At 71.4% G+C, this 22,861-nt stretch carries 19 protein-coding genes and 1 tRNA gene; 7 read left to right on the top strand and 13 right to left on the bottom strand.

Annotated elements, in window-relative coordinates; genetic code table 11:
- Positions 1-54: 54 nt before the first annotated feature.
- The gene (locus BUS84_RS14170) at positions 55-930 is read right to left on the bottom strand and encodes a helix-turn-helix domain-containing protein (protein ID WP_074312851.1); all 876 of its coding nucleotides are present in this window, start codon (positions 928-930) and stop codon (positions 55-57) included.
- 75 nt (positions 931-1,005) lie between these two features.
- Positions 1,006-3,114 carry an excinuclease ABC subunit UvrB gene (gene uvrB / locus BUS84_RS14175; RefSeq protein WP_074312853.1) on the bottom strand — a complete coding sequence of 703 codons (2,109 nt, stop codon included), beginning with the start codon at positions 3,112-3,114 and terminating at the stop codon, positions 1,006-1,008.
- A gap of 327 nt (positions 3,115-3,441) precedes the next feature.
- On the opposite strand from uvrB, the gene BUS84_RS14180 reads away from it, so the two are divergent.
- Entirely contained in the window at positions 3,442-4,950 is a 1,509-nt protein-coding gene (locus tag BUS84_RS14180) for a hypothetical protein (protein WP_143728424.1), read from the top strand.
- 13 nt (positions 4,951-4,963) lie between these two features.
- On the opposite strand, the gene coaE is transcribed toward BUS84_RS14180, so the two are convergent.
- Entirely contained in the window at positions 4,964-6,145 is a 1,182-nt protein-coding gene (gene coaE / locus BUS84_RS14185) for a dephospho-CoA kinase (RefSeq protein WP_074318789.1), read from the bottom strand.
- 264 nt (positions 6,146-6,409) lie between these two features.
- Entirely contained in the window at positions 6,410-7,909 is a 1,500-nt protein-coding gene (gene rpsA / locus BUS84_RS14190) for a 30S ribosomal protein S1 (RefSeq protein ID WP_074312855.1), read from the bottom strand.
- Between the two features lie 404 nt (positions 7,910-8,313).
- Here rpsA and BUS84_RS14195 point away from each other — a divergent pair, with 404 nt between their 5' ends.
- Genes BUS84_RS14195 through BUS84_RS14210 form a run of 4 tightly spaced genes read left to right on the top strand, consistent with a single transcriptional unit; the run spans position 8,314 to position 10,474 of the window.
- Positions 8,314-9,120 carry a class I SAM-dependent methyltransferase gene (locus BUS84_RS14195; RefSeq protein ID WP_074312857.1) on the top strand — a complete coding sequence of 269 codons (807 nt, stop codon included), beginning with the start codon at positions 8,314-8,316 and terminating at the stop codon, positions 9,118-9,120.
- 54 nt (positions 9,121-9,174) lie between these two features.
- Entirely contained in the window at positions 9,175-9,777 is a 603-nt protein-coding gene (locus BUS84_RS14200) for a Uma2 family endonuclease (protein ID WP_244298576.1), read from the top strand.
- A gap of 54 nt (positions 9,778-9,831) precedes the next feature.
- The gene (locus BUS84_RS14205; RefSeq protein WP_074312861.1) at positions 9,832-10,053 is read left to right on the top strand and encodes a hypervirulence associated TUDOR domain-containing protein; all 222 of its coding nucleotides are present in this window, start codon (positions 9,832-9,834) and stop codon (positions 10,051-10,053) included.
- Complete coding sequence (locus BUS84_RS14210; protein WP_074312863.1) at positions 10,040-10,474, top strand: DUF3140 domain-containing protein; 435 nt, start codon at positions 10,040-10,042, stop codon at positions 10,472-10,474. Before BUS84_RS14205 ends, BUS84_RS14210 begins: the two co-directional genes overlap by 14 nt.
- A gap of 50 nt (positions 10,475-10,524) precedes the next feature.
- On the opposite strand, the gene polA is transcribed toward BUS84_RS14210, so the two are convergent.
- The 8 genes from polA to BUS84_RS14250 all read right to left on the bottom strand — a co-directional run bounded on the left by polA (position 10,525) and on the right by BUS84_RS14250 (position 20,624).
- Positions 10,525-13,224 carry a DNA polymerase I gene (polA, locus tag BUS84_RS14215; protein ID WP_074312865.1) on the bottom strand — a complete coding sequence of 900 codons (2,700 nt, stop codon included), beginning with the start codon at positions 13,222-13,224 and terminating at the stop codon, positions 10,525-10,527.
- Positions 13,225-13,358: 134 nt separating this feature from the next.
- Positions 13,359-14,072, bottom strand: coding sequence for an ABC transporter ATP-binding protein (locus tag BUS84_RS14220; RefSeq protein ID WP_074312872.1), 714 nt, complete (start codon positions 14,070-14,072; stop codon positions 13,359-13,361).
- The gene (locus tag BUS84_RS14225) at positions 14,059-15,000 is read right to left on the bottom strand and encodes an ABC transporter ATP-binding protein (RefSeq protein WP_074312875.1); all 942 of its coding nucleotides are present in this window, start codon (positions 14,998-15,000) and stop codon (positions 14,059-14,061) included. The genes BUS84_RS14220 and BUS84_RS14225 overlap by 14 nt, the downstream gene beginning before the upstream one ends.
- Positions 14,993-16,150, bottom strand: a complete 1,158-nt coding sequence (locus tag BUS84_RS14230; protein WP_074312877.1) for a branched-chain amino acid ABC transporter permease — start codon at positions 16,148-16,150, stop codon at positions 14,993-14,995. The genes BUS84_RS14225 and BUS84_RS14230 overlap by 8 nt, the downstream gene beginning before the upstream one ends.
- Positions 16,147-17,130: a branched-chain amino acid ABC transporter permease gene (locus BUS84_RS14235; RefSeq protein ID WP_074312879.1), complete on the bottom strand. Its 984-nt coding sequence runs from the start codon at positions 17,128-17,130 to the stop codon at positions 16,147-16,149. Before BUS84_RS14235 ends, BUS84_RS14230 begins: the two co-directional genes overlap by 4 nt.
- 66 nt (positions 17,131-17,196) lie before the next feature.
- The gene (locus BUS84_RS14240; RefSeq protein ID WP_074312881.1) at positions 17,197-18,348 is read right to left on the bottom strand and encodes a branched-chain amino acid ABC transporter substrate-binding protein; all 1,152 of its coding nucleotides are present in this window, start codon (positions 18,346-18,348) and stop codon (positions 17,197-17,199) included.
- Between the two features lie 356 nt (positions 18,349-18,704).
- Positions 18,705-19,907 carry a hypothetical protein gene (locus BUS84_RS14245; protein WP_074312883.1) on the bottom strand — a complete coding sequence of 401 codons (1,203 nt, stop codon included), beginning with the start codon at positions 19,905-19,907 and terminating at the stop codon, positions 18,705-18,707.
- 96 nt (positions 19,908-20,003) lie between these two features.
- Positions 20,004-20,624 (bottom strand): ANTAR domain-containing response regulator, encoded by a 621-nt coding sequence (locus tag BUS84_RS14250; protein ID WP_074312885.1) that lies wholly within the window; start codon positions 20,622-20,624, stop codon positions 20,004-20,006.
- 82 nt (positions 20,625-20,706) lie between these two features.
- Between BUS84_RS14250 and BUS84_RS14255 the strand changes: the two genes are divergently transcribed.
- Both BUS84_RS14255 and BUS84_RS14260 read left to right on the top strand, forming a co-directional pair.
- A tRNA-Leu gene (locus tag BUS84_RS14255) sits at positions 20,707-20,789 on the top strand.
- A gap of 31 nt (positions 20,790-20,820) precedes the next feature.
- Positions 20,821-21,570, top strand: coding sequence for a transcriptional regulator (locus BUS84_RS14260; RefSeq protein ID WP_084757770.1), 750 nt, complete (start codon positions 20,821-20,823; stop codon positions 21,568-21,570).
- 37 nt (positions 21,571-21,607) lie between these two features.
- On the opposite strand, the gene BUS84_RS14265 is transcribed toward BUS84_RS14260, so the two are convergent.
- Positions 21,608-22,786 carry a trans-sulfuration enzyme family protein gene (locus tag BUS84_RS14265; protein ID WP_074312892.1) on the bottom strand — a complete coding sequence of 393 codons (1,179 nt, stop codon included), beginning with the start codon at positions 22,784-22,786 and terminating at the stop codon, positions 21,608-21,610.
- Positions 22,787-22,861: the final 75 nt, after the last annotated feature.

Genomic DNA, 22,861 nt, shown 5'->3' on the forward strand with positions numbered 1-22,861 from the left:
GGGCCCGGGTCGGGATTGGACGAATGTGACCTCGCCCGGCCAGGCTGCGCGGTGTCAGCCGACCGCCGGCGACCGGGCGGCGAACAGCGCGGCCGGGGTGGCCCCGGCGAACTGGTGGAAGTCCCGGATCAGGTGGGACTGGTCGTAGTAGCCGCAGCGCGCCGCCACCTCGGCCCAGTCGGCGGCCGGGCCCGCACCGGCCGCCGGCTGCGTGGCGCCGGCCGGCGGCCCGAGCGTGGCGGCGACGTCGGTCAGCGTGGCGTACGCCTGCTGGAAGCGCAGCAGCCGGGCGGCTGTCTTCGGGGGCAGGCCGACCTCCTGCCGGAACCGGGACGCCAGGTGCCGGCGGCTCCACCCCAGCTCGTCGGCGAGCGTCCCGATCCCGCCCCGCCCGCCGCTGGCGACCAGCCACCGCCACGCCCAGTCGAGCCGGGCGTCCACCGGCGGCCCGGCTGCCAGCCGGGCGGCGAGCGCCGCGTCGAGCAGCGCGAAACGCTCCGGCCAGTCGCCGGCGTCGGCCAGCCGGCATCGCAGCCGACCCAGCCAGCCGCCCGGGAGCTGCCCGACGCCCACCGCCCGGTTGGTCAGCTCGCCCAACGGCAGACCGAGGATGCGGCGGGCGGTCAGCGGCGCGAGCAGCAGCTCGACGCCCTCCCCCACGCCCACCGTGCGGGTGGTGCACCAGCCGTCGAAGGTGCCGGCCACGAACGAGTCGACCCGTTCGACGCCCCGCTCGGCGCTGCGCGGGTCGGTCACGTCCAGTGGGGCACCCCAGCCCAGGATCAGCACCACGAAGGCGCCGGCCGTCTCCCGACGGACCAGCGGCAGGTCCGCCCGCTCCCGGTAGCCGACGTACCGGTCGACGAACGGGCGCAGCCGGACCTCGGGCAGCCCGAGGACCACCTCGTCGAGCGGTGCCGACGCCGTCAACCCCGACCGCCCTCCCCCGCGCCCCGGCCGGTCACGCCCGAGCGGCCGCGCGGGTCGTGACCGCCGGAGCGGTCGTCACTTCACGCCGGCGGCGTCCATGCCGCGCAGCTCCTTCTTCAGGTCGGCGACCTCGTCGCGGATCCGGGCCGCCAGCTCGAACTGCAGCTCGCGTGCGGCGGCCAGCATCTGGTCGTTGAGCTCCTGGATGAGCTGGGCGAGGTCGGCGCGGGCCATCCCCTCGCGAGAGGGGGTGGTGGCGGTGGCCCGACTCCGGCTGCGGGTCTCCTTGACCGGCGCCTTGCCCCGGGAGAGCTGGCGCACCGCGCCCCCGACCCGGGTGTTCTCGGTGTCCTCCGCCTCGCGGTAGATGTCGTCCAGGATGTCGTGGATCTTCTTGCGCAGTGGCTCCGGGCTGATCCCGTGCGCCTCGTTGTGCGCGATCTGCTTGGCCCGGCGCCGATCGGTCTCGTCGATCGCGGCCGCCATCGACGGGGTGATCTTGTCGGCGTACATGTGCACCTGGCCGGAGACGTTACGGGCGGCCCGGCCGATGGTCTGGATCAGTGACCGACCGCTGCGCAGGAAGCCCTCCTTGTCGGCGTCGAGGATCGCCACCAGCGACACCTCGGGCAGGTCCAGACCCTCACGGAGCAGGTTGATGCCGACCAGCACGTCGTACTCGCCCTTGCGCAGCTCGCGCAGCAGCTCCACCCGGCGCAGCGTGTCGACCTCCGAGTGCAGGTAGCGCACCCGGATGCCGTTTTCCAGCAGGTAGTCCGACAGGTCCTCGGCCATCTTCTTGGTCAGCGTGGTGACCAGCACCCGCTCGTCCCGCTCGGTGCGCAGCTTGATCTCGTGCATCAGGTCGTCGATCTGGCCCTTGGTCGGCTTGATCACGACCTCCGGGTCGATCAGCCCGGTGGGGCGGATGACCTGCTCGACGAACTCGCCCTGGGCCTGCTCCAGCTCCCACGGGCCCGGGGTCGCCGAGAGGTAGACCGTCTGGCCGACCCGCTCCAGGAACTCGTCGAAGCGCAGCGGCCGGTTGTCGGCCGCGCTGGGCAGCCGGAAACCGTGGTCGATGAGCATCCGCTTACGCGAGGCGTCGCCCTCGTACATGCTGCCGATCTGCGGGATCGTCACGTGCGACTCGTCGATGACGGTGAGGAAGTCGTCCGGGAAGTAGTCGAGCAGGCAGTGCGGCGGGCTGCCGGGCAGCCGCCCGTCCATGTGCATCGAGTAGTTCTCGATGCCGGAGCAGAAGCCCACCTGCCGCATCATCTCGATGTCGTAGGTGGTGCGCATCCGCAGCCGCTGCGCTTCCAGCAGCTTGCCCTGCCGCTCCAGCTCGGCCAGCCGCTCGGCCAGCTCCACCTCGATGTCGCGGATGGCCCGCTCCATCCGCTCGGGGCCGGCGGCGTAGTGCGTGGCCGGGAAGATCACCAGCTGGTCGACCTCGCGGACCACGTCACCGGTCAACGGGTTGAGGTAGTAGAGCTTCTCCACCTCGTCGCCGAACATCTCGACGCGGACGGCCAGCTCCTCGTACGCCGGAATGATCTCCAGCGTGTCGCCGCGGACCCGGAAGGTGCCCCGCTGGAAGGCCATGTCGTTGCGGGTGTACTGGATGTCGACCAGCCGGCGCAGCAGCTTGTCGCGGTCGAGCTCCTGACCCACCTCGACCCGGACCGCCCGGTCGAGGTACTCCTCCGGGGTGCCCAGGCCGTAGATCGCCGACACGGTCGCCACCACGATCACGTCGCGGCGGGTGAGCAGCGACATCGTCGCCGAGTGCCGCAGCCGCTCGACCTCCTCGTTGATCGAGGAGTCCTTCTCGATGTAGGTGTCGGTCTGCGGGATGTACGCCTCGGGCTGGTAGTAGTCGTAGTACGAGACGAAGTATTCGACCGCGTTGTGCGGCAGCAGCTCGCTGAACTCCTTGGCCAGCTGCGCGCAGAGCGTCTTGTTGGGGGCGAGCACCAGGGTCGGGCGCTGGAGCCGCTCGATCAGCCACGCGGTGGTGGCGCTCTTGCCGGTGCCGGTCGCGCCGAGCAGCACCGTGTTGCGGTCGCCACGCCGAACACGACGCTCAAGATCGTCGATGGCGGCGGGCTGGTCGCCGGCCGGCTGGAAATCACTGACGACCTGGAAGCGGCTGTCGAGCCGGGGAATGTCAAGCGCCATGACCTCAACGGTACGCCGGAGGTCCGACAGGAACGGCCGTCACGACGGGCACGTGATTAGCTTCAATATTCCCATTGTGTGGCGCATGTCACCGACGCTAGGCTCTCGCTGTAGGCCGCTCGCGGCGGCCGACCGGGCCGGTGGCCCAGGCCGTCATCACGGCCGGCCGCCCCCGGCACAGCGGTCGCAGCACCCGGCGCGTCCGGCGTGCGCACCCGTGTGGTCGCGCTCGAAGCGCAGACCGGCCGCCGCGAGCGCCCCTGCTCGTTCCGGTGATGCCACCATCCCCGCTCGTCACCCCGGCACCGTCCGGCCCGTTTCACATCCGTGGACACCTCTCCTGACCCGACGCGCGACACCGGCGGCACCTCCCTGCCCGCCGGCGCCGCCGCCGACCCGCCTGCCGACACCACCGGCCCGTCCCGCGCCGGCCGCCGTCGCCGGACGATGCTCCTGCTGCTGGGCCTGACCGCGGTCACGTCCGCGACCGCGCTGGTCATCGGGCTGTTGAGCTGGGCGCCCGACCCGCCCGAGCAGGCCCGGCCGCTGACCGTCGCGGAGGGCGATCGGCTGGCCGCGATGCGGGTCACCAACCTGCGGGACCTGCGCGCCGGGGTCCGCGTGACGGTCGGCACCGGCGCCGCCCGTACCGAACTCGTGGGCTGGGTGGACTGGTCGCGACCGCTGCTCTACCTCGACGTCGGTGGGCCGGGCGCGGGCGCCGAGCGGGGCCTGTTGCAGAGCGCCGGGCCGTTGCTGGTGATCCGGCCGGACCCGTCGGCGGTGCCCGCTCCCGCCGCCCCGCCACTGGTGCCGCCGGCGGACCGCTGGCGGCTGCACCACCCGGCGCCCGGCGCGGGCCTGGCGCCGGTGCTCGACCTGCTCCTCGGCCTCGCCGCCGACCGCCCGGACCCGGCTCAGGCGCTGCGGGACGGTGGTGCCCGCTGGGTGGCCCGGGACACCGTCGCCAGCGGCCCGGTGGACGTCCTCCAGGCGCCGTTGCCGGGCGGCACACGCGCCAGCGGCGACCCGGCGCCGGGCAGCGCGACGTCCGGCGGTGACGCGGACGAGCAGCCCCGCTACTGGCTCGACCAGGACGGCCGGTTGCACAAGCTGGTCGCCCGGCTGCCCGGCGTCGGCCCGGTCACGGTGCTCCTCAACCGGGCGGACCGGCCGACGCTGCGGCCGGTCGACGCGCTCGGTGGCCGGCCCGGACTGCCCCGCGCGCTGACCGACGCCGAGCGGGACCGGCTCAGCCGCCTGCCGGCCCGGCTGCGCGCGCAGGGCGGGGCCGCGCTGACGCTGACCGCGCCGGTGGGCACGGACACCAACCTTCGGGGCGCCGGCTGGGTGAGCTGGACCGCGCGCACCGCGTACCTGGCGGTGGCCGATCTGGGCGTACCGGATCGCCGGACCCTGCTGCGCCGGGACACCGCCGGCCTGGCCCGGGCGGACGTACCGGCCGCGGCCGGCGGCGGTGGCACCGCGGAGACGCCGGGTCGGCCGCCGCTGCCGCCCCCCGCCGCCGCGTGGCGGTTCACCCGGTCCGGTACGGACGACCTCAACCTGCTGGTCGGCGCGGCGATGGCCGCCGCCGGGTCGGCCGGGCAGCGGGGCGCGGCCGTGCGGGTACGCGAGGACGTCGCCGCCGGGCGGACCGTGGACGTCGTCGAGCTGCGCACGGTGGACGCCCTGCTGCGCTACTGGATCGACCGGAACGGGTCGCTGCGCCGGCTGGAGCTGCGCACCGCCCCCGGCGCGTGGGCGCAGCTCGACCTCAACCCCGCCTCGGTGCCCCGGCTGGCTCCGGCGCCCCGCTCGGCGGCCACCACCTGACCCACCGTGGCACTCAGGGCCGCCAGCCGGACTGCGCGGCCCACTGCTCGGCCCGCTGGTACTCCTCGTCGAACCACGGGTCGCGGGCCGTACCGGAGCCGCCGACGACCGGCGCCGAGTCGACCAAATCCCGCTTGAGCAGGAGGTACGCGGCCCGCTGGTCCGGGTCGGCGCGCAGGTGGTCGCGCATCAGCAGCGCGTACCGCCAGCCCGGCGATCCGGCCGCCCGCACGTGCAGGCGCACCGGGCGGGCCGGGTCCGCGCTGCCGTGCAGCCGCTTCTGCCACCGGCCGCTGCCGGCCGGACGCGGATCGTCCCACCACTGCCCCGGCACCCGCGGGAACCCGGCGTTCGCCAACCGGTCGGCCAGCGTCCCATCGGCGTCGGCGAGACTGGGCACGGCCACCTGCACGTCCATGACGTCCTCGGCGGCGGCGCCGGGCACCGCGGTCGCGCCGACGTGGTCGATCCGCAGGTCGGCCGGGGCGAGCGCGTGCCGGATCCGGGCGGCCAGCCGTGCGTACTGCTCGGGCCAGGTCGGGTCGGCCTCGATAAGGTCGCCCCGGCCCGGCGGAACCACCCGCCGCTCACGCAGGTTGCGCTCGTAGGGCAGCAGCCGCTGTTGCCAGAGCGTGTCGACCTCGGCGTGCAGCTCCGCGAGGCTTCCGTCGTTGGTCAGCACCACGTCCGCCACCGCGCGGCGGCGGGCGTCGTCGGCCTGCGCGGCGATCCGCCGCTCGGCCTCCGCACGGTCCATCCCCCGGTCGCGCGCCAGCCGTTCCAGTCGGGTCGGCACGGCCGTCTGCACCACGACCACCAGGTGGTACGTGGGCGCAAGGCCCACCTCCACCAGCAGCGGTACGTCGTTGACGACGATCGCGTCGGGTGCCGCCGCGGCGACCAGCTCGGCGGTGCGGGCCCGGACCCGCGGGTGGGTGATCGCCTCCAGCCGCCGGCGGGCGGTCTCGTCGGCGAACACCACCGCGCCGAGTGCGGCGCGGTCCAGTGCGCCCTCGGCGTCCAGCACCCGCTCGGAGAAGGCGGCGACGATCTCGGCCAGCCCCTCGGTGCCCGGCGCGACGACCTCCCGGGCCACCCGGTCGGCGTCGATGAGCACCGCGCCCCGCTCTACCAGCCGCGCGGCCACCGCGCTCTTGCCCGACCCGATCCCACCGGTCAATCCCACCCTCAGCACCGGACCAGTCAACCGGATCGCGAGCCGCGCCGCCAAACCGGTCCGCGGCGTTGGTGGTGCCGGTGAGATCGTGCTCGATCCTGGATGTAGTGGTCACCTGGCCCCCGGAGGCCCCTCTTTCCAGGATCGAGCACGATCTTGCGGGTCCGGCGAGCCGGCGGCGGCGCGGGGCCTGGCGGCATGGCGGCCTGCCGGGGGTACGGCGAGGGCCCCGCCCCCACGATCCGAAGATCGCGGGGACGGGGCCCGTCGTCGTTCAGCGGGTCACTTACCGCCGGCGAGCTTCTCCCGCAGAGCGGCGAGCGCCTCGTCGGTGGCCAGGGTGCCGGCCGGCTCCTCGGCCTGCCGGCTCGGGGCCGGGCTGGTCGAGGAGGTCGTGCCACCACCGGCGGCCGGGACGGCCGGAGTCGGGTTGGCAGCGGCCTCGGCGTCGGCGGCCCGGGAGGTCTGCACCTGCTTGGTGTGGGCCTCCCAGCGCAGACGGGCCTCGGCGTACTGGTTCTCCCAGGTCTCGCGCTGCTTGTCGTACCCCTCGAGCCACTCGCCCGTCTCCGGGTCGAAGCCCTCCGGGTAGATGTAGTTGCCCTCGGCGTCGTACGTCGCGGCCATGCCGTAGAGGGTCGGGTCGAAGTGCTCCTCGCCCTCGACGAAGCCCTCGTTGGCCTGCTTGAGCGACAGCGAGATCCGGCGGCGCTCCAGGTCGATGTCGATGACCTTGACCATGACCTCGGAGCCGACCTGGACGACCTGCTCCGGGATCTCCACGTGGCGCTCGGCCAGCTCGGAGATGTGGACCAGGCCCTCGATGCCGTCGTCCACCCGGACGAACGCACCGAACGGCACCAGCTTGGTGACCTTACCCGGCACGATCTGCTGGATCGCGTGGGTGCGGGCGAACTGCCGCCACGGGTCCTCCTGCGTCGCCTTCAGCGACAGCGAGACCCGCTCGCGGTCCAGGTCGACGTCCAAGACCTCGACCTCGACCTCCTGGCCCACCTCGACGACCTCGGACGGGTGGTCGATGTGCTTCCAGGACAGCTCGGAGACGTGCACCAGACCGTCGACGCCGCCGAGGTCCACGAACGCGCCGAAGTTGACGATCGAGGACACGACGCCCTTGCGGACCTGGCCCTTCTGCAGCTTGTTGAGGAACTCGGTGCGCACCTCGGACTGCGTCTGCTCCAGCCAGGCCCGGCGGGACAGAACCACGTTGTTGCGGTTCTTGTCCAGCTCGATGATCTTGGCCTCGAGCTCCCGCCCGACGTACGGCTGCAGGTCGCGCACGCGCCGCATCTCGACCAGGGACGCGGGCAGGAAGCCACGCAGCCCGATGTCGAGGATGAGGCCACCCTTGACCACCTCGATGACCGAGCCGCGGACGACACCGTCCTCGTCCTTGATCTTCTCGATCGTGCCCCAGGCCCGCTCGTACTGCGCCCGCTTCTTGGAGAGGATCAGACGACCCTCCTTGTCCTCCTTCTGGAGGACCAGGGCCTCGATGTGGTCACCAACCGTCACAACCTCGGCGGGGTCCACGTCGTGCTTGATCGACAACTCCCGAGAGGGGATGACACCCTCGGTCTTGTAGCCGATGTCGAGCAGGACCTCGTCCCGATCGACCTTGACGACGGTGCCTTCGACAATGTCGCCGTCGTTGAAGTACTTGATGGTCTCGTCGATCGCGGCGAGGAAAGCCTCCTCGGAACCGAGATCGTCGTGGGTGACCCGGGTGGCGCTCGAGGGGGCCTCGATGCTGCTCGTCATGTGGGCGGTTGCTCCGGTCGGATGGGTTGTCACAGCAGGCTGGTGTCGCGGTGACCTGTTCGCGCCAGCGGATCCGTCGCCGGGCACACCGAACGATCGCCTAGTGAGATCATGATGTGGCTCCGTCGACCGCGCACCTGCTCCCTGCCGAGGCAACGCGATCCGCGAGCGCATCGTCTAGCCTACCGTGCGCATTACCACAGCGTGCAAGCCCTCCCGGCTTCTCGCCGTGTGATGACCTGCGAAAGCCGAACAATCGCCCGGAAACCGCCCCTGCTGTCTCGTCGGTCACACCAGCCACAACGGCACCAAGCGGGCGGGGTACCCGGCCGGCGACGGGACCGTGCCGGCGGGTCGGCCGGCCCACCACCCTGGACGGCCGCGCCGGGGCCTAGCGTGAGCGGGTGGATGACGACAGCCGGGTGACCCGGCGCCGGGTGGGTGACGCCGAGGCCCGGCGGGCCAACCGCGGCTGGTGGGACACCGACGCCGACGACTACCAGGCCGAGCACGGCGCGTTCCTCGGCGACGTGGACTTCGTCTGGTGCCCCGAGGGACTGCGCGAGGCCGACGCCCGACTGCTCGGTGACCTGCCCGGACGCCGGGTGCTGGAGGTGGGCTGCGGCGCCGCGGCCGCCGCCCGCTGGCTGGCCACCCAGGGCGCCCGGCCGGTCGCCTTCGACCTGTCCGCCGGCATGCTGCGGCACGCCGCGGAGGCCGCCGACCGCACCGGGGTACGCGTACCGCTGGTGCAGGCCGACGCGCTCGCCCTGCCGTTCGCCGACCGGTCGTTCGACCTCGCCTGCACCGCCTTCGGCGCGATCCCGTTCGTGGACGACTCGGCGGCCCTGCTCGCCGAGGTGTACCGGGTGCTGCGCCCCGGCGGCCGGTGGGTCTTCTCGGTGACCCACCCGATGCGGTGGATCTTCCTCGACGACCCGGGCGAGAGCGGGCTGACCGCCGTGCACTCGTACTTCGACCGCTCCCCCTACGTGGAGCAGGACGAATCCGGCGTGGCCACCTACGTTGAGCAGCACCGGACCCTCGGCGACCGGATCCGGGAGCTGGTCGGGGCCGGGTTCCGGCTACTGGACCTGGTGGAGCCCGAGTGGCCGGCGGGGCACGAGGGCATCTGGGGACAGTGGAGCCCGCTGCGCGGGCGACTCTTCCCCGGCACCGCCATCTTCGTCACCGAGAAGCCCGCCGACTGAGCGTCGCAGTCGCGGTGCAGCCTGCGCCGCATCGATCGGCGGTAGTCTCGCCCCATGAGCGCGGAGCCCATCGCGACACCACCTGGCCCCTGGTGTCCGGACCCGATGCGGCAGCAGCGTGCCGACTACACGCTCGCGGACCTGCGCACCCTGCCGGACGACGCCCCCCGCGTCGAACTCGTCGACGGGGTCATCCAGGTGACACCCTCCCCCACCCTGGGCCATCAGGACATCTCCCTTCTGCTGAGCCGCTGGCTGCTGCAGCACGCGCCCGGCGACCTGCGGGTCACTCAGGCCGTTGGTGTCGGGCTCAGCTCCAACACCAGCCGACAGCCGGATGTCCTGTTGCGCCGCGCCGACGTGCCATCCGACCGGTCCATGCTTCGGCCGTCGGATGTCGTACTCGCCGTGGAGATCGTTTCGCCCGGCACCCGACGGGTCGACCGGTTTGCCACGCGCGGCGAGTACGCCGCCGCCGGCATCCCGTTCTACTGGCGGATCGAGCAGGACCCGGTGCACGTCTACGCGTACCGGATCGGCGACCGGGTGGGGCCTGGCGGGGAGCGGCAGTACGAACAGGTCACCGACGGGGCAAACGTGATCGAGTTGACCGAGCCCTTTGAGATCAAGCTGCCGATCGCCGAGATCACGCCGTAGCCCGCCCGGGCCGGCCGGTCGTTTCGCCCCGGCGGTGCCGGGTAGCCGGAACGTATGGCCGAGCAGAGGGATTTCCGTGAAGGCGACCACGTCTCCTGGGCCAGTCACAGCGGCCGGGCGTACGGCGTGATCAAGGAGAAGCTGATTGATCGGACGCACGTACGCGGGCACGCGGTGAACGCGACCGAGGACGAGCCGCAGTACCGCATCCGCAACGACGACTCGGGCCGGGACGTGGCCCACCGCCCGGAGGTGCTGCGCCATGAGCGGAGCTGACGACGGCCGGGACACCTACCGGGAGTTCACCGAGGCGGTCAACATGAAGCCCGGCGAGCTGTCGTCCTGGCTGGAGAGCGACGAGTCGAAGCAGGTCGGCTGGCACAAGGGCGGTAGCTCCGGCGGCGGCGAGTCGGTCGGGCACGAGTCCGGTCGAAAGATCATCGACCTGTTGCGCCGCAAGCGCGGCGACCTGTCGGAGGGCGACTACAAGCACATGCGCAAGGTGGTCGGCTACGTCCGCCGGCACATGGCCCAGCGCCCCTCCGGCAACGTCCGGGACACCAAGTGGCGCTGGTCGCTCATGAACTGGGGCCACGACCCCCTCAAGGGTCCACTTCCGCCCCCGGGCGGCCCGTCCCGGCGGGCCCTCGATCGGCACGGCACACCGCCGAAGGAGCGCCGGGGACCCGGACGCTGACCCACCACTCCGACGCCACCATGCTGGCAACAGCGCGGACCACGGAAGCGTCAGTGGTCGGCGCTGTTCCAGTCCCGACCCTCGCCGACCGACACCTCCAGCGGCACCGACAGCGGGTACGCCTCACCCATCTCCCGCCGGACCAGCGCCTCCAGCGCCTCGCGCTCACCCGGCGCGACCTCGAAGACCAACTCGTCGTGCACCTGCAACAGCATCCGGGAGCGCAGCCCGACCTCGCCCAGCGCCGTGTCGACGTGCAGCATCGCCAGCTTGATGATGTCGGCCGCCGAGCCCTGGATCGGGGCGTTGAGCGCCATCCGCTCGGCGATGTCGCGGCGCTGCCGGTTGTCACTGCCCAGATCCGGCAGGTAGCGACGCCGGCCCAGGATGGTCGAGGTGTAGCCGTCCTGGCGGGCCCGGGCAACCACCTGGTGCAGGTAGTCACGCACCCCGCCGAACCCGGCGAAGTAGTTCTCCATCAGCCCGCGTGCCTCTTCGGTGCCGATGCTGAGCTGCTGGGACAGCCCAAACGCGCTCAGCCCGTACGCCAGGCCGTAGTTCATCGCCTTGATCTTGCGGCGCTGGTCCGGGGTGACCTCGTCGACCGGCACTCCGAAGACCGACGAGGCGGTCACCGCGTGGAAGTCGGCGCCGGAGTTGAACGCCTCGATCAGCGCGTCGTCCGAGGACAGGTGCGCCATGATGCGCATCTCGATCTGGCTGTAGTCGGCGGTCAGCAGGCACTCGTAGCCCTCGCCCACCACGAACGCCCGGCGGATCCGCCGGCCCTCCTCAGTGCGGATCGGGATGTTCTGCAGGTTGGGCTCGGTGGAGGAGAGCCGCCCGGTGGCCGCCACCGTCTGGTTGAAGGTGGTGTGGATCCGGCCGTCGTCGGAGACCGACTTGAGCAGACCGTCGACGGTCGACTTGAGCTTGGCCACGTCCCGGTGGCGCAGCAGGTGGGCCAGCACCGGGTGCGGATTCTGCGCGTAGAGCCACTGCAGAGCGTCCGCGTCGGTGGTGTAACCGGTCTTGATCTTCTTGGTCTTGGGCAGGCCCAGCTCGGTGAAGAGGATCTCCTGCAACTGCTTGGGCGAGCCGAGGTTGAACTCCCGGCCCACCGCCTCGTACGCGCCCTGCGCGGCGGCCTTCACCTCGGCGGCGAAGTGCGCCTCCAGCTCCGACAGGTAGTGCGTGTCGGCGGCGATGCCGGTGCTCTCCATGGCGGCCAGCACCCGCATCAGCGGCAGCTCCACCCCGGCCATCAGCCGGGCGGACTGCTCACCGTCGCGGGACAGCTCGGCGTCGATCGCGTCGGCCAGGTCGAGGGTGGCGCGGGCCTGGAGCATGAGGTTCTGCTCGGCCACGCCCTCGTCGCCCAGCCCGTCGAGGGTGAGCTGGCCGGTCTCCGGCGCGTCCACCCGCAGCTCGCGGTGCAGGTAGCGCAGCGCCAGGTCGCTGAGGTCGTAGGACCGCTGGTCGGGGCGGGCCAGGTACGCGGCGATCTGGGTGTCCCGGACGATGCCGGCCAGCTCCCAGCCGTGCGCGCCGCAGGCCAGCACGGCCGGCTTGCTGTCGTGCAACACCTTGGGCCGCTGCGCGTCGGCCAGCCAGCCGGCCAGCGCACTCTCGTCGGCCGGGTCGAGCCCCGCCGGGTCGACCCAGGCCGCCGCGCCGCCGGCGGTGGCCAGCGCCAGGCCGGCGACGGAGGCGCTGTGCCGGCGGTTGGGGCCGGTGTCGAGCTTGACCGCCATCCCGACCGGGGTGCCGGTCGGGGCGTGCGCGGCCAGCCAGCCGGCCAGCGCGCCGGGCGCGGTGAGCACCTCGCCGGTGAGGTCGAAGCCGGACTCGGCCTCCGGCTCGACCGACTCCAGGTACTGGTAGAGCCGGTCGCGCAGGATGCGGAACTCCAGGGTGTCGAAGACCTGGTGCACCGCCTCCCGGTCCCACCCGGCCCACCGGGTGTCCTCCGGGCGCAGCGGCAGCTCCAGGTCGGAGACAAGGCAGTTGATCTCGTAGTTGCGGATCACGTCGGCGAGCCGCTCGCGCAGGCTGTCGCCGGCCTTGCCCTTGATCTCGTCCGCGCGGGCGATCACGCCATCCACCCCGCCGTACGTGGTGATCCACTTGGCCGCCGTCTTCGGGCCGACGCCCGGAACGCCGGGCAGGTTGTCGCTGGTCTCGCCGACCAGCGCGGCCAGGTCGCGGTAGCGCTCCGGACCGACGCCGTACTTCGCCTCGATCGCCGCCGGGTCCATCCGGGCCAGGTCGGAGACGCCCTTGCGCGGGTAGAGCACCGTTACCTGGTCGCCGACCAACTGGAAGGCGTCCCGGTCACCGGTGCTGATCAGCACCGTCATGCCCTGGTCACGGGCCTGGCAGGCAAGCGTGGCGATGACGTCGTCGGCCTCGTAGCCCTCCATCTCCACCACCGGGATCTGCAGCGCGGCCAGGACCTCCTTGACCAGGCTGACCTGGCCCTTGAAGTCGGTCGGGGTCTCGCTGCGGCCGGCCTTGTACTCCGCGTACTTCTCCGTGCGGAAGGAGCGGCGGGAAACGTCGAAGGCGACGACGATGTGCGTGGGCTGCTCGTCACGCAGCACGTTGATCAGCATCGAGGTGAAGCCGTAGACCGCGTTGGTGGGCTGGCCCGTCGTGGTGGAGAAGTTTTCCACCGGCAGGGCGAAGAACGCCCGGTATGCCAGGGAGTGTCCGTCGACGAGGAGCAGGCGCGGCGTCGTAGCTGTCACGGCAGCGACTCTAGTCCGTCGCACCGACATCCCCGGGCGGCGGCACCGCGCGTCCGACAGCGGAACGGACGGCCGGCCCAAAAGCCGACGGCCGGCCACCCCGCGAGGGATGGCCGGCCGCCGGTCGGGATGGCTCAGGCCACGCCGAGGTACGCCTCCTTGACCGACGGATCGTGCAGCAGGTCCTGACCGGACCCCTCCTTCACGATCTGACCGGTCTCCAGCACGTAGCCGCGGTGCGCCCGGGAGAGCGCCTGCTGGGCGTTCTGCTCCACCAGCAGGATCGTGGTGCCCTGCTGGTTGATCTCCGTGATGATGTCGAAGATCTGCCGGATCACCAACGGGGCCAGACCCATCGACGGCTCGTCGAGCAGCAGCAGCTTCGGCCGGCTCATCAGCGCCCGGCCGACCGCGAGCATCTGCTGCTCGCCGCCGGAGAGCGTGCCGCCGGCCTGCTTGCGCCGCTCGGCCAGCCGCGGGAAGAGGGTCAGCACCCGGTCCAGGTCGGCGGCGATGCCGGCGGAGTCCCGCCGGGTGTACGCCCCCATGTCCAGGTTCTCCATGACCGTCATGCCCGGGAAGATCTGCCGCCCCTCCGGCGACTGACACAGCCCCCGGACCACCCGCAGGTCGGCCCGGAGCTTGCTGATGTCCTCGCCATTGAACGTGATCTTTCCGGTGGCGAGCGACCGGGTCCCGGAGATGGCCCGCATGGTGGTGGTCTTACCGGCGCCGTTCGCGCCGATCAGGGCCACCACCTCGCCCTCGTTCACGGTGAGGCTGATGCCGTGCAGCGCCTCGATCCGGCCGTAGGCAACGGCGACGTTCTCGAGCTCAAGCAGCGTCATCGGCGGGCTCCCCCAGGTATGCGGCGATCACCTTCGGATCGCGGCTGACCTCCGCGGGCGCGCCCTCGGCGATCTTGCGGCCGAACTCCAGCACCACGATCCGGTCGGTGACCCCCATGACCAGCCGCATGTCGTGCTCGATGAGCAGGACGGTCAGGCCCATGTCACGGATCCTGCGGATCAGGTTGAGGAGATCCTCCTTCTCCGCCGGGTTGAAGCCGGCGGCCGGCTCGTCCAGGCAGATCAGCTTCGGCTCGGTGGCCAGCGCCCGGGCGATCTCCAATCGGCGCTGGTAGCCGTACGGCAGGTTGCGCGCCTCGTCGTTGGCCCGGTCGGCGATCCCGACGAACCGCAGCAGCTCGAGCGCCTTGGACTCGGCCGCCCGCTCCTCGAGGATGTGCCGGGACAGACCGAAGATCTTCGCGGCCGACAGGCGCACCTGCTGCCAGGTCCGGACGATCCCGGACTCGGCGGTGACCTGCGGCAGCTCCTCCGGCTTGGGCCGAACCCGGTAGAGCCGGAACAGCGCCCCGGGCACGCTCGTCTTGTGCCGGGAGTCCGTGCCGACCATGACGTTCTCCAGCGCCGTCATCTCCGGGAAGAGACGGATGTTCTGGAACGTCCGGGAGATGCCCAACTGGCTGATCTGGTGCGGCTTGCGGCCGGTCACCTTCTGGCCGCGGAACCGGACCGCCCCGGAGGTCGGCTTGTACACCCCGGTCATCACGTTGAAGCTGGTGGTCTTGCCGGCACCGTTCGGCCCGATGAGGCCGAGGATCTCGCCCTCGTAGATCTGGAAATTGATCTTGTCGAGGGCGACCACGCCGCCGAAGCGGAGCGTGACGTCGTCGACTTCGAGCAGTACCGACCGCGGTCCCGGCTGAGTCGGGATCTTCGGCGCCGCGGTGCTGGTGGTCTGGTCAGACATGAGCTGGTGCCTCCTCTGCCTCCGCCGCGCGGTCCTTCAACTCGCGGGCACGCCGCCGGCTCGGGACGAGGCCCTGCGGACGCAGGATCATCACGAGCACCATGGCCAGACCGAAGACCAGCCACCGGTAGTCGGCGAAGTCGCGGAACCGCTCCGGCAGGTACGCCAGCAGCACCGCGCCGAGCGAGACGCCGATCATGTTGCCGGAGCCACCGACCACCACCATGGCGACGAAGAGGATGGACAGGTTCGCGTTGAACTGGGTCGGGTCGATGAACGCGTTCCGGCTGCCGAACAGGAAGCCCGACAGGCCGCCGAGCGCCGCACCGATGGCGAACGCCCAGAGCTTGAACTTGAACGGGTACACACCCATCACCGCGGCGGCGTCCTCGTCCTCCCGAACGGCCAGCCACGCCCGGCCGACCCGGCTGTGCTCCAGCCGGCGAACCAGGAACACCATGATCAGCACGAAGGTGATCGCCAACCAGTACCAGGGCTTCGCGTCGATCAGGCCGAAGTACTTGTTGTCCGCTGCCGGCGCACCCTCTGGGCCGGGGATGGCCGAGATGCCCACCGGGCCGTTGGTCAGCCCGGTGGCGTTGCGGGCCACGATCCGGATGATCTCGCCGAAGCCCAGCGTCACGATGGCCAGGTAGTCACCGCGCAGCCGCAGCGTCGGCCAGCCCAGCAGCACCCCGGAGATCATCGTCAGCACGATCGCGATGAACAGGCAGATCGCCCAGGTCACCGCCCAGGTGGGCGGCAGGTTGAACTCCTGCTGGATCCACTTCACCACCGGCGAGTTCACCGAACCGAACAGCGCCACGCTGTACGCCCCGATGGCGAAGAAGCCGATGTAACCCAGGTCGAGCAGGCCGGCGAGGCCGACCACCACGTTCAGGCCGATCGCGACCAGCACGTAGATGGCGCAGACGAAGAGCACACCCGCCCAGTTGTTACCGCCGTCGATCGAGTCGGTACGCAACCAGGTCAGGCCCGGAATGCCGAGCAGCGGCAGGTAGTAGAGGAACGCCACGAAAGCGGCCAGCCCGAGGGCCTGCTGCCACTTCGTCAGCGCCCGCCAGCGGTCGCCGACACTGGTCAGCAGGCTCACCCGGCGGCGATCAGCGGAGCGAATCTTGTCGATCATGCGCGGGCCCTCCCGAGCGACTCGCCCAACAGACCGGTCGGCCGGAACATCAGCACCACGATCAGCACCACGAAGGCGATGACGTCCTCCCAGTTGGAGGCGAACAGCGTGGCGCCGTAGACCTCGACGATGCCGAGGAAGAGGCCACCCAGCAGCGCGCCGCGCAGGTTACCGATGCCGCCCAGGACCGCGGCGGTGAACGCCTTGAGGCCGAGCACGAAGCCGATGCTGTTCTGGGTGAAGCCGAACCGCATGCTCCACAACAGAGCGGCGGCACCGGCCATGATCCCACCGAGCACGAAGATCAGCATGATCACGCGCTCCTGGTTGACGCCCATCAGCGCGGCGGTCTCCGGGTTCTGGGCAACCGCCCGCACACCGCGGCCGTACCGGGTGCGGTTGATGAACCAGTCCAGCAGCGCCATCATCGCCACGGCCGCGACGAAGACGATCACCTGGATGTTCGTGATCGCCGTGTTGCCGATGGTGAACAGGGTCTCCTGCTGGATGATCGTCGGCATACCGACGATCTGCCGGGGCCGGCCGAACGCCGCCGGCAGCACTCCACCGAGCAGCTTGGGCAGCACCTGCCCGAAGAGCTCCACGAAGACCAGCGACAGACCGATCGCGGTGATCAGGAAGATCAGCGGCGGCGCGTTCTTACGCCGCAAAGGCCGGTACGCGATCCGCTCGAGCGCCAGAGCCGTACCGCCCGAGGCGGCCGCCGCGACGAGCAGGCCGAGCACCAGGAACAGGATCGCCTGGCCGACGGGCGGGTTATTTTCCACCCCGAGCTGGTTCCAGAGGATCAGCACCGCGAAGGTACCGACCATGAACACCTCGGAGTGGGCAAAGTTGATCAGACGAAGGACGCCATAGACGAGGGTGTAGCCGAGGGCGATCAGGGCGTAGATGGCGCCCTTGGACAGGCCATCGACCGTGTGCTGGCCGAGATGGCCGATCAGTTCATCGAAATGCACCGGGGGTCTCCTTGAATCGAGTGCGGCCGGGGTGAGACACCCCGGCCGCACTCCAGTGCCTGGGCGTCAGCTGAGCTTGAGCTCCTGCAGCGCCTCGATCGCGGTGCCCTTGATCTGGTAGGCCCAGATGACGACCTTCGTCGGGTCGACGTCACCCTTGGCATCGAACTTGATGTACTTCGACACGCCCTGCTTGTCGTACGCCTTGACGTACGCCAGGATCTCCGCCCGGGTCTTCTTGCCGTCCTTGAAGGCGTCCAGGTAGATCTTCGCGCCGTCGAAGCCCTCCGCACCGTAGGAGCCCGGCGGGATGCCGTACTCCTTCTGGTAGTCGGCGGAGAAGGTGCCACCGGCCTTGTCGGCCGGGAGGCACGGGCAGGTGATGATGGCGCCCTCGGCGCCACCGGAGGCACCGGCCGGGAAGGCCGGGTCGTAGAGACCGTCCGGGCCGACGAACTTGGCCTGGACACCGGCGGCGCGCATCTGCTTCACCAGCGGCGCGGCCTCACGGGTGTAACCGCCGTAGAAGACGGTGTCCGCCTGCGCAGACTTGATCTTGGAGATGGTGGCGTCGAACTGCGCCTGCCGCTCCTGGATCTTGTCCTTGTTCACCACCAGCGGGCCGAGCTGCTTGCCCAGCTCCTCGGTGATGCCCGCGCCGTACGCGCTGGCGTCATCGATCAGGAAGACCTTCTGCGCGTTCTGCGTCTTCAGGTAGCTCGCCACCGCGCCGGCCTGCGTGCCGTCGTTGCCGACGACCCGGAAGAAGGACGTGTTGCCCTTCTGGGTCAGGTCGGTACGGGTCGCCGACGGGCTGACCATCGCCAGGCCCGCGGCCTGGTAGATCGGCATCGTCGCGTCCGACTCACCGGAGAAGTGACCACCGATGACACCGAGGAACGAGTTGTCACCCGCGATCTGGTTCGCGAACGGGGTCGCCACCGCGGGGTCACCCTGGGTGTCGAACTCCTGCATGGTGACCTTGCAGTTCGGGTTCGCCTCGTTGAACTGCTTCAGGGCGAGCTTCGCGCCGTTCAGCGACGGGATCACCAGACCCGCGTTGTCACCCGTGAACGCGCCGAAGATCGCGATCTTGCCACCGCAGTCACCGGACGCGGTCCCACCCTCGTTGCCACCGGAATCCTGGCAACCAGCCGCGACCACCAGGGTCGCGGCGAGCGCAACGGTACCCAGCGCCCGTACATAGCTTCGCCTCACGGCTTCCTGACCTCCTCCAGATGCGGACGCGGCTGACCCGAAGCGACGGCGACAGCAGCAAACCCGCAATTCCACCCACCCCGCAGGGACTCCCCCTGCGTAACGGCTCGTGATGGCGGAGCGTACCGACACCGCACACCGTCCCGGAAGGCCTGAACGGGGGGTCTGCGAAACCGTTACGAAGACGTGCGCAATCCTGTCGATGTCCGTAACAGGTGAATCCGTCGGTCGGTCCTTAACCCCGCGCCCGGTCGAAGCCCACCCGCGCCGGCCCGGACGAGCACGCCCCGCACGAAAGGCCACCTGACCTGCGGAAACGACTCGGCCCACCCCAGCCGGGACCGGACCGCCGGCAGTCAGGAGCCGGGTGCACCCGCCCACCAGAGACCGGCCCGCGAGCCGTCGTCCGCCACCAACCACCACCGGTCACCCACCGCCACCAGCGCCACGTCCCGATCGGCCCCCGCCGGCACATCGAGCGGCATCGCGGCCTCCCGCCACGACCCACCCCGATCCGCCGAGACCCACACCGAGTGCCGCGCACCGTCGGCGACGGCGACGACCAGCCGGTCCCCGGCGACGACCAGCGACGTCACCCCCGGCACCCCCGACCCGGCCCGGCGCCCGAACGCCCCGGCGGCCACCCAGCCCGTCGCCTCCTGCCGCCACGCGCCGAACGTCGACCCGCGCAGCCCGACCGCCACCGGCACCCCGCCGACCAGCACCACGCGCTGCAACTCCTCGTACTCCGGACCGCCCGGCAGCACGGTGCGCCGCCACGACCGCCCGTCCGGCGACGACCACACCGCCGGATCGCGGTCGATCCGGCCCGCCGGCAGCAGGCCACCCACCGCCAGCCAGCCCGGCGGCGCCGCCACCGCGTCGAACGCCCAGGTCACCCCGACCGCATCGCTGGCCAGCTCCGGTGCGCCCTCCACCAGCGCGAACTCCGCCGCCGGCGGCGACGACACCCAGGAGGCGGCGCCCGCCGAGCGGTTGCCGACGATCAGCCAGCCCGGCGCTCCGGCCGCCAACCGGGAGACGTTCACCGCCGTCGGCCCGCCGTACGTCTCGAACGACGCCTGCACCTCGACCAGCGCGCCGTCCGGCAGCTGCCGCCAGGTGCTGATCCGCGGATAGCCGTGCGCCCCGCCGACCTTGGCGCCGATCACCGCCGCCTTCCCGTCGCGGCAGGCCACCGACGACAGCACGTTCTGCCGCCCGTAGAAGGAATCCGCACGCACCGGCACGACCGTCCAGGTCGCACCGTCCACGCTGGTCCAGGCCGCCGGACGGGTGCCGCCACTGGTGTCGGCGACACCACCGACCAGGAACCACCGGCCCGCGCAGGCCGCCCCGTCGCGCAGCAGCAGGCGGCCCGCGCCACCCGGCGGCGCCGGCAGCGTCAGCGGCTGCCACGCCGGCCGGAGCGCCGGCTCGGCGGCGGCCGTCGACCCGGCGCCGGTCGAGGCGCCGCCGGTCGGCTCGGCGGAACCGTCGCAGCCGGAGACCAGCAGCGCGAAGAGGCCGAACACCGCGATCACCCGTCGGACGGTCACGGGTCGATGCTATTCCCCGGAGGCGCCGCGCGGTGGCCCCCGATCCCGGGCGTGCCCCAAACCGAGACGTCCGCCGCCACCGAAAAACGGAGACGATCAGACGGTCGGCTGCGTCACTTCGCCGCCGGCGGTCTCGGCGAGGATCCGCTCGGCGACCTCCTTCATGGTCATCCGGTGGTCCATCGCCGTGCGCTGGATCCACTTGAACGCCTGCGGCTCGGTCATCCCGTACGTGGTCATCAGCGCGCCCTTGGCGCGTTCCACCGTCTTACGGATCTCCAGGCGGTCGGTCAGGCCCGCCACCTCCGCCTCCAGCGCGGCGACCTCCGAGTAACGCGACAGCGCGATCTCCACCGCCGGGACCAGGTCGCTCTTCTGGAAGGGCTTCACCAGGTACGCCATCGCGCCGGCCGCCCGCGCCCGTTCCACCAGGTCACGCTGGCTGAACGCGGTAAGGATGATCACCGGGGCGATCCGGGCGCCGGCGATGCGCTCGGCGGCGGCCAGCCCATCCATGATCGGCATTTTGATGTCGAGGATGACCAGGTCGGGCTTCAACTCCTCGGCGAGGCGGACGGCGGTCTCGCCGTCGCCGGCCTCCCCCACCACCTCGTAGCCCTCTTCGACCAGCATCTCGGCCAGGTCGAGCCGGATCAGCGCCTCGTCCTCGGCGATCAGCACCCGCCTGCGCTCGGCATCCGTCGGCGTCTCGGCCACCAGCCCTACCCCCACCATCGTTCCTGCACGGCTACCACCCATGCTCCCGCAGAAGCGTAGTCGGGTACAGTAAGCGGCACTCGCCGGGATGGTGGAACGGCATACACGGAAGTCTCAAACACTTCTGCCCGAAAGGGCTTGCGGGTTCGAATCCCGCTCCCGGCACTCTGTCATACACCTGTTCGACCATGTGGGCGTGCATCCACCGCAGATGCGGGCACGAGCCCGCGCCCTCCGCGCTCACGGACACGACATCCGCTCGGTAGCCCGCACGCTTTCCCTGCCGTACACCACGGTCTGGCACTGGTGCGTCGATCGACCCGAGCCAGCGACGTTCGGCCCAGCCCTACGGTGCTTCCGTTGCTCGCCAGATGTCGACACTCCGACCGACTCCGCCGCCTACGCCTACCTGCTCGGCGTCTATCTCGCCGGTGGACACCTGGTGACGACCGATCGGGTGCCGGTACTGCGCGTCTACTGTTCCGACGCGTGGCCCGACCTCATCGACGCCGTTGCCGCGGCGATGAAAGCAGTCCTCGCCAACAAGGTCCAGCACATCCAGAAGCAGGGCTGCGTCGCGGTGCAGAGCACCGACAGGCACTGGCCCTGCCTGCTCCCGCAGCACGGGCCGGGCAAGAAGCACGAGCGGCCGATCGTCCTCGCCGACTGGCAGCGGCCGATCATCGAGAGCGATCCCGGCCACTTCCTGCGCGGCCTGTTCCACTCGGACGGCTGTCGGTTGGCCAATCGAGTGACGGTGCGGGGCAAGGAGTATGTCTACCCGCGCTACATGTTCTCGAACAGGTCGACCGACATCATGTCGTTGTGCCAGTGGGCGCTGGACCTGCTCGGCATCTCTTGGCGAATGAACCTGTCGTGGTCGCTGTCGGTGGCGCGGCGTGACGCCGTCGCCGCGCTGGACCGGCACGTCAGCCCGAAGTCCTGACCTGCCCTCCGCGACCTGAGCTGAGCCGACCGGGCGGTCAGCCGAGGATGGCGAGCGCCTGGGCGAGGTCGGCGCGCAGGTCCTCGGGGTCCTCCAGCCCGACCGAGAGCCGCAGCAGCGCGGCGGCGGGCTTCGCGTCGCCCTCGACCGGCCGGTGGGTGAGCGAGGCGGGGTGCTGGATCAGGGTGTCCACGCCGCCGAGGGACACCGCGTGGGTGATCAGCCGGCAGGCCCCGGCGACGGCGGCCGCGGCGGGTGCGCCGCCGCGTACCTCGAAGGCCAGCAGGCTGCCGGGTCCGGCCATCTGCCGGCCGACCAGCGCCGCCGGGTCGTGCACCGACGGGTGGTGCACGCGGTGTACGGCCGGGTGGTCGGCGAGCCAGCCGGCGAGCTTCTCGGCGGTGGCCTGCTGGGCGCGGACGCGCAGCGGCAGGGTCTGCAGGCCGCGGTGCAGCAGGTAGCCGCCGAGCGGGTGCAGGATCGCGCCGGTGACCGCGCGGACCTGGCGCAGTCGGACGGCCCAGTCGGCGTCGCAGGCGACGACGCCCGCGAGGACGTCGCCGTGCCCGCCGATGCTCTTGGTGGCGCTGTGCAGCACGAGGGCGGCGCCGTGCCGGGCCGGCTGTTGCAGCACGGGGGTGGCGACGGTGTTGTCGACCAGCAGCGGGACGTCGCCGGCGGCGGTGGCGATGGCGGCGATGTCGACCAGGTCGAGGGTGGGGTTGGCCGGCGTCTCGACGATGACCAGCGCGGTGTCCGGGCGGATGGCGGCGGCGACCTCGTCGGGACGGGCCCAGCTGACGGTGGTACCGAGCAGGCCGGTGGCGAGCACGTGGTCGGTGCCGCCGTACAGCGGTCGGACGGCGACGATGTGGCGGTGGCCGTCCCGGGCGGCGGCGAGCAGGGTGGCGGTGAGCGCGGCCATGCCGCTGGCGAAGGCGACGGCCTGGGCGGTGCCTTCCAGCTCGGCGAGGGCGGTCTCGAAGCGGGCCACGGTCGGGTTCCACAGCCGTTGGTAGACGGCGCTGCCCTCGGCGGGAAGGAGGCCGCCGGTGGCGAGCTGCTCGTAGGCGTCCCCACCGGCGTCGACCGAGGGCAGCGGGTTGGTGGTGGACAGGTCGATCGGCGGTACGTGGACGCCGAGCGCCCGCAGGTCGTCGCGGCCGGCGTGTACGGCTGTCGTGTCCACCATCGTCATGCCGGTAGCGTCGAACATCCGCCGCGAACAGGGCAATGGCTTGGAAGATAATTCTGTCCCTGGCGCTGGCTTCGCTGAAGGATTCGGGCGAGG

The organism is Micromonospora cremea (assembly GCF_900143515.1).
GTDB classification, from domain to species: Bacteria; Actinomycetota; Actinomycetes; order Mycobacteriales; family Micromonosporaceae; genus Micromonospora; species Micromonospora cremea.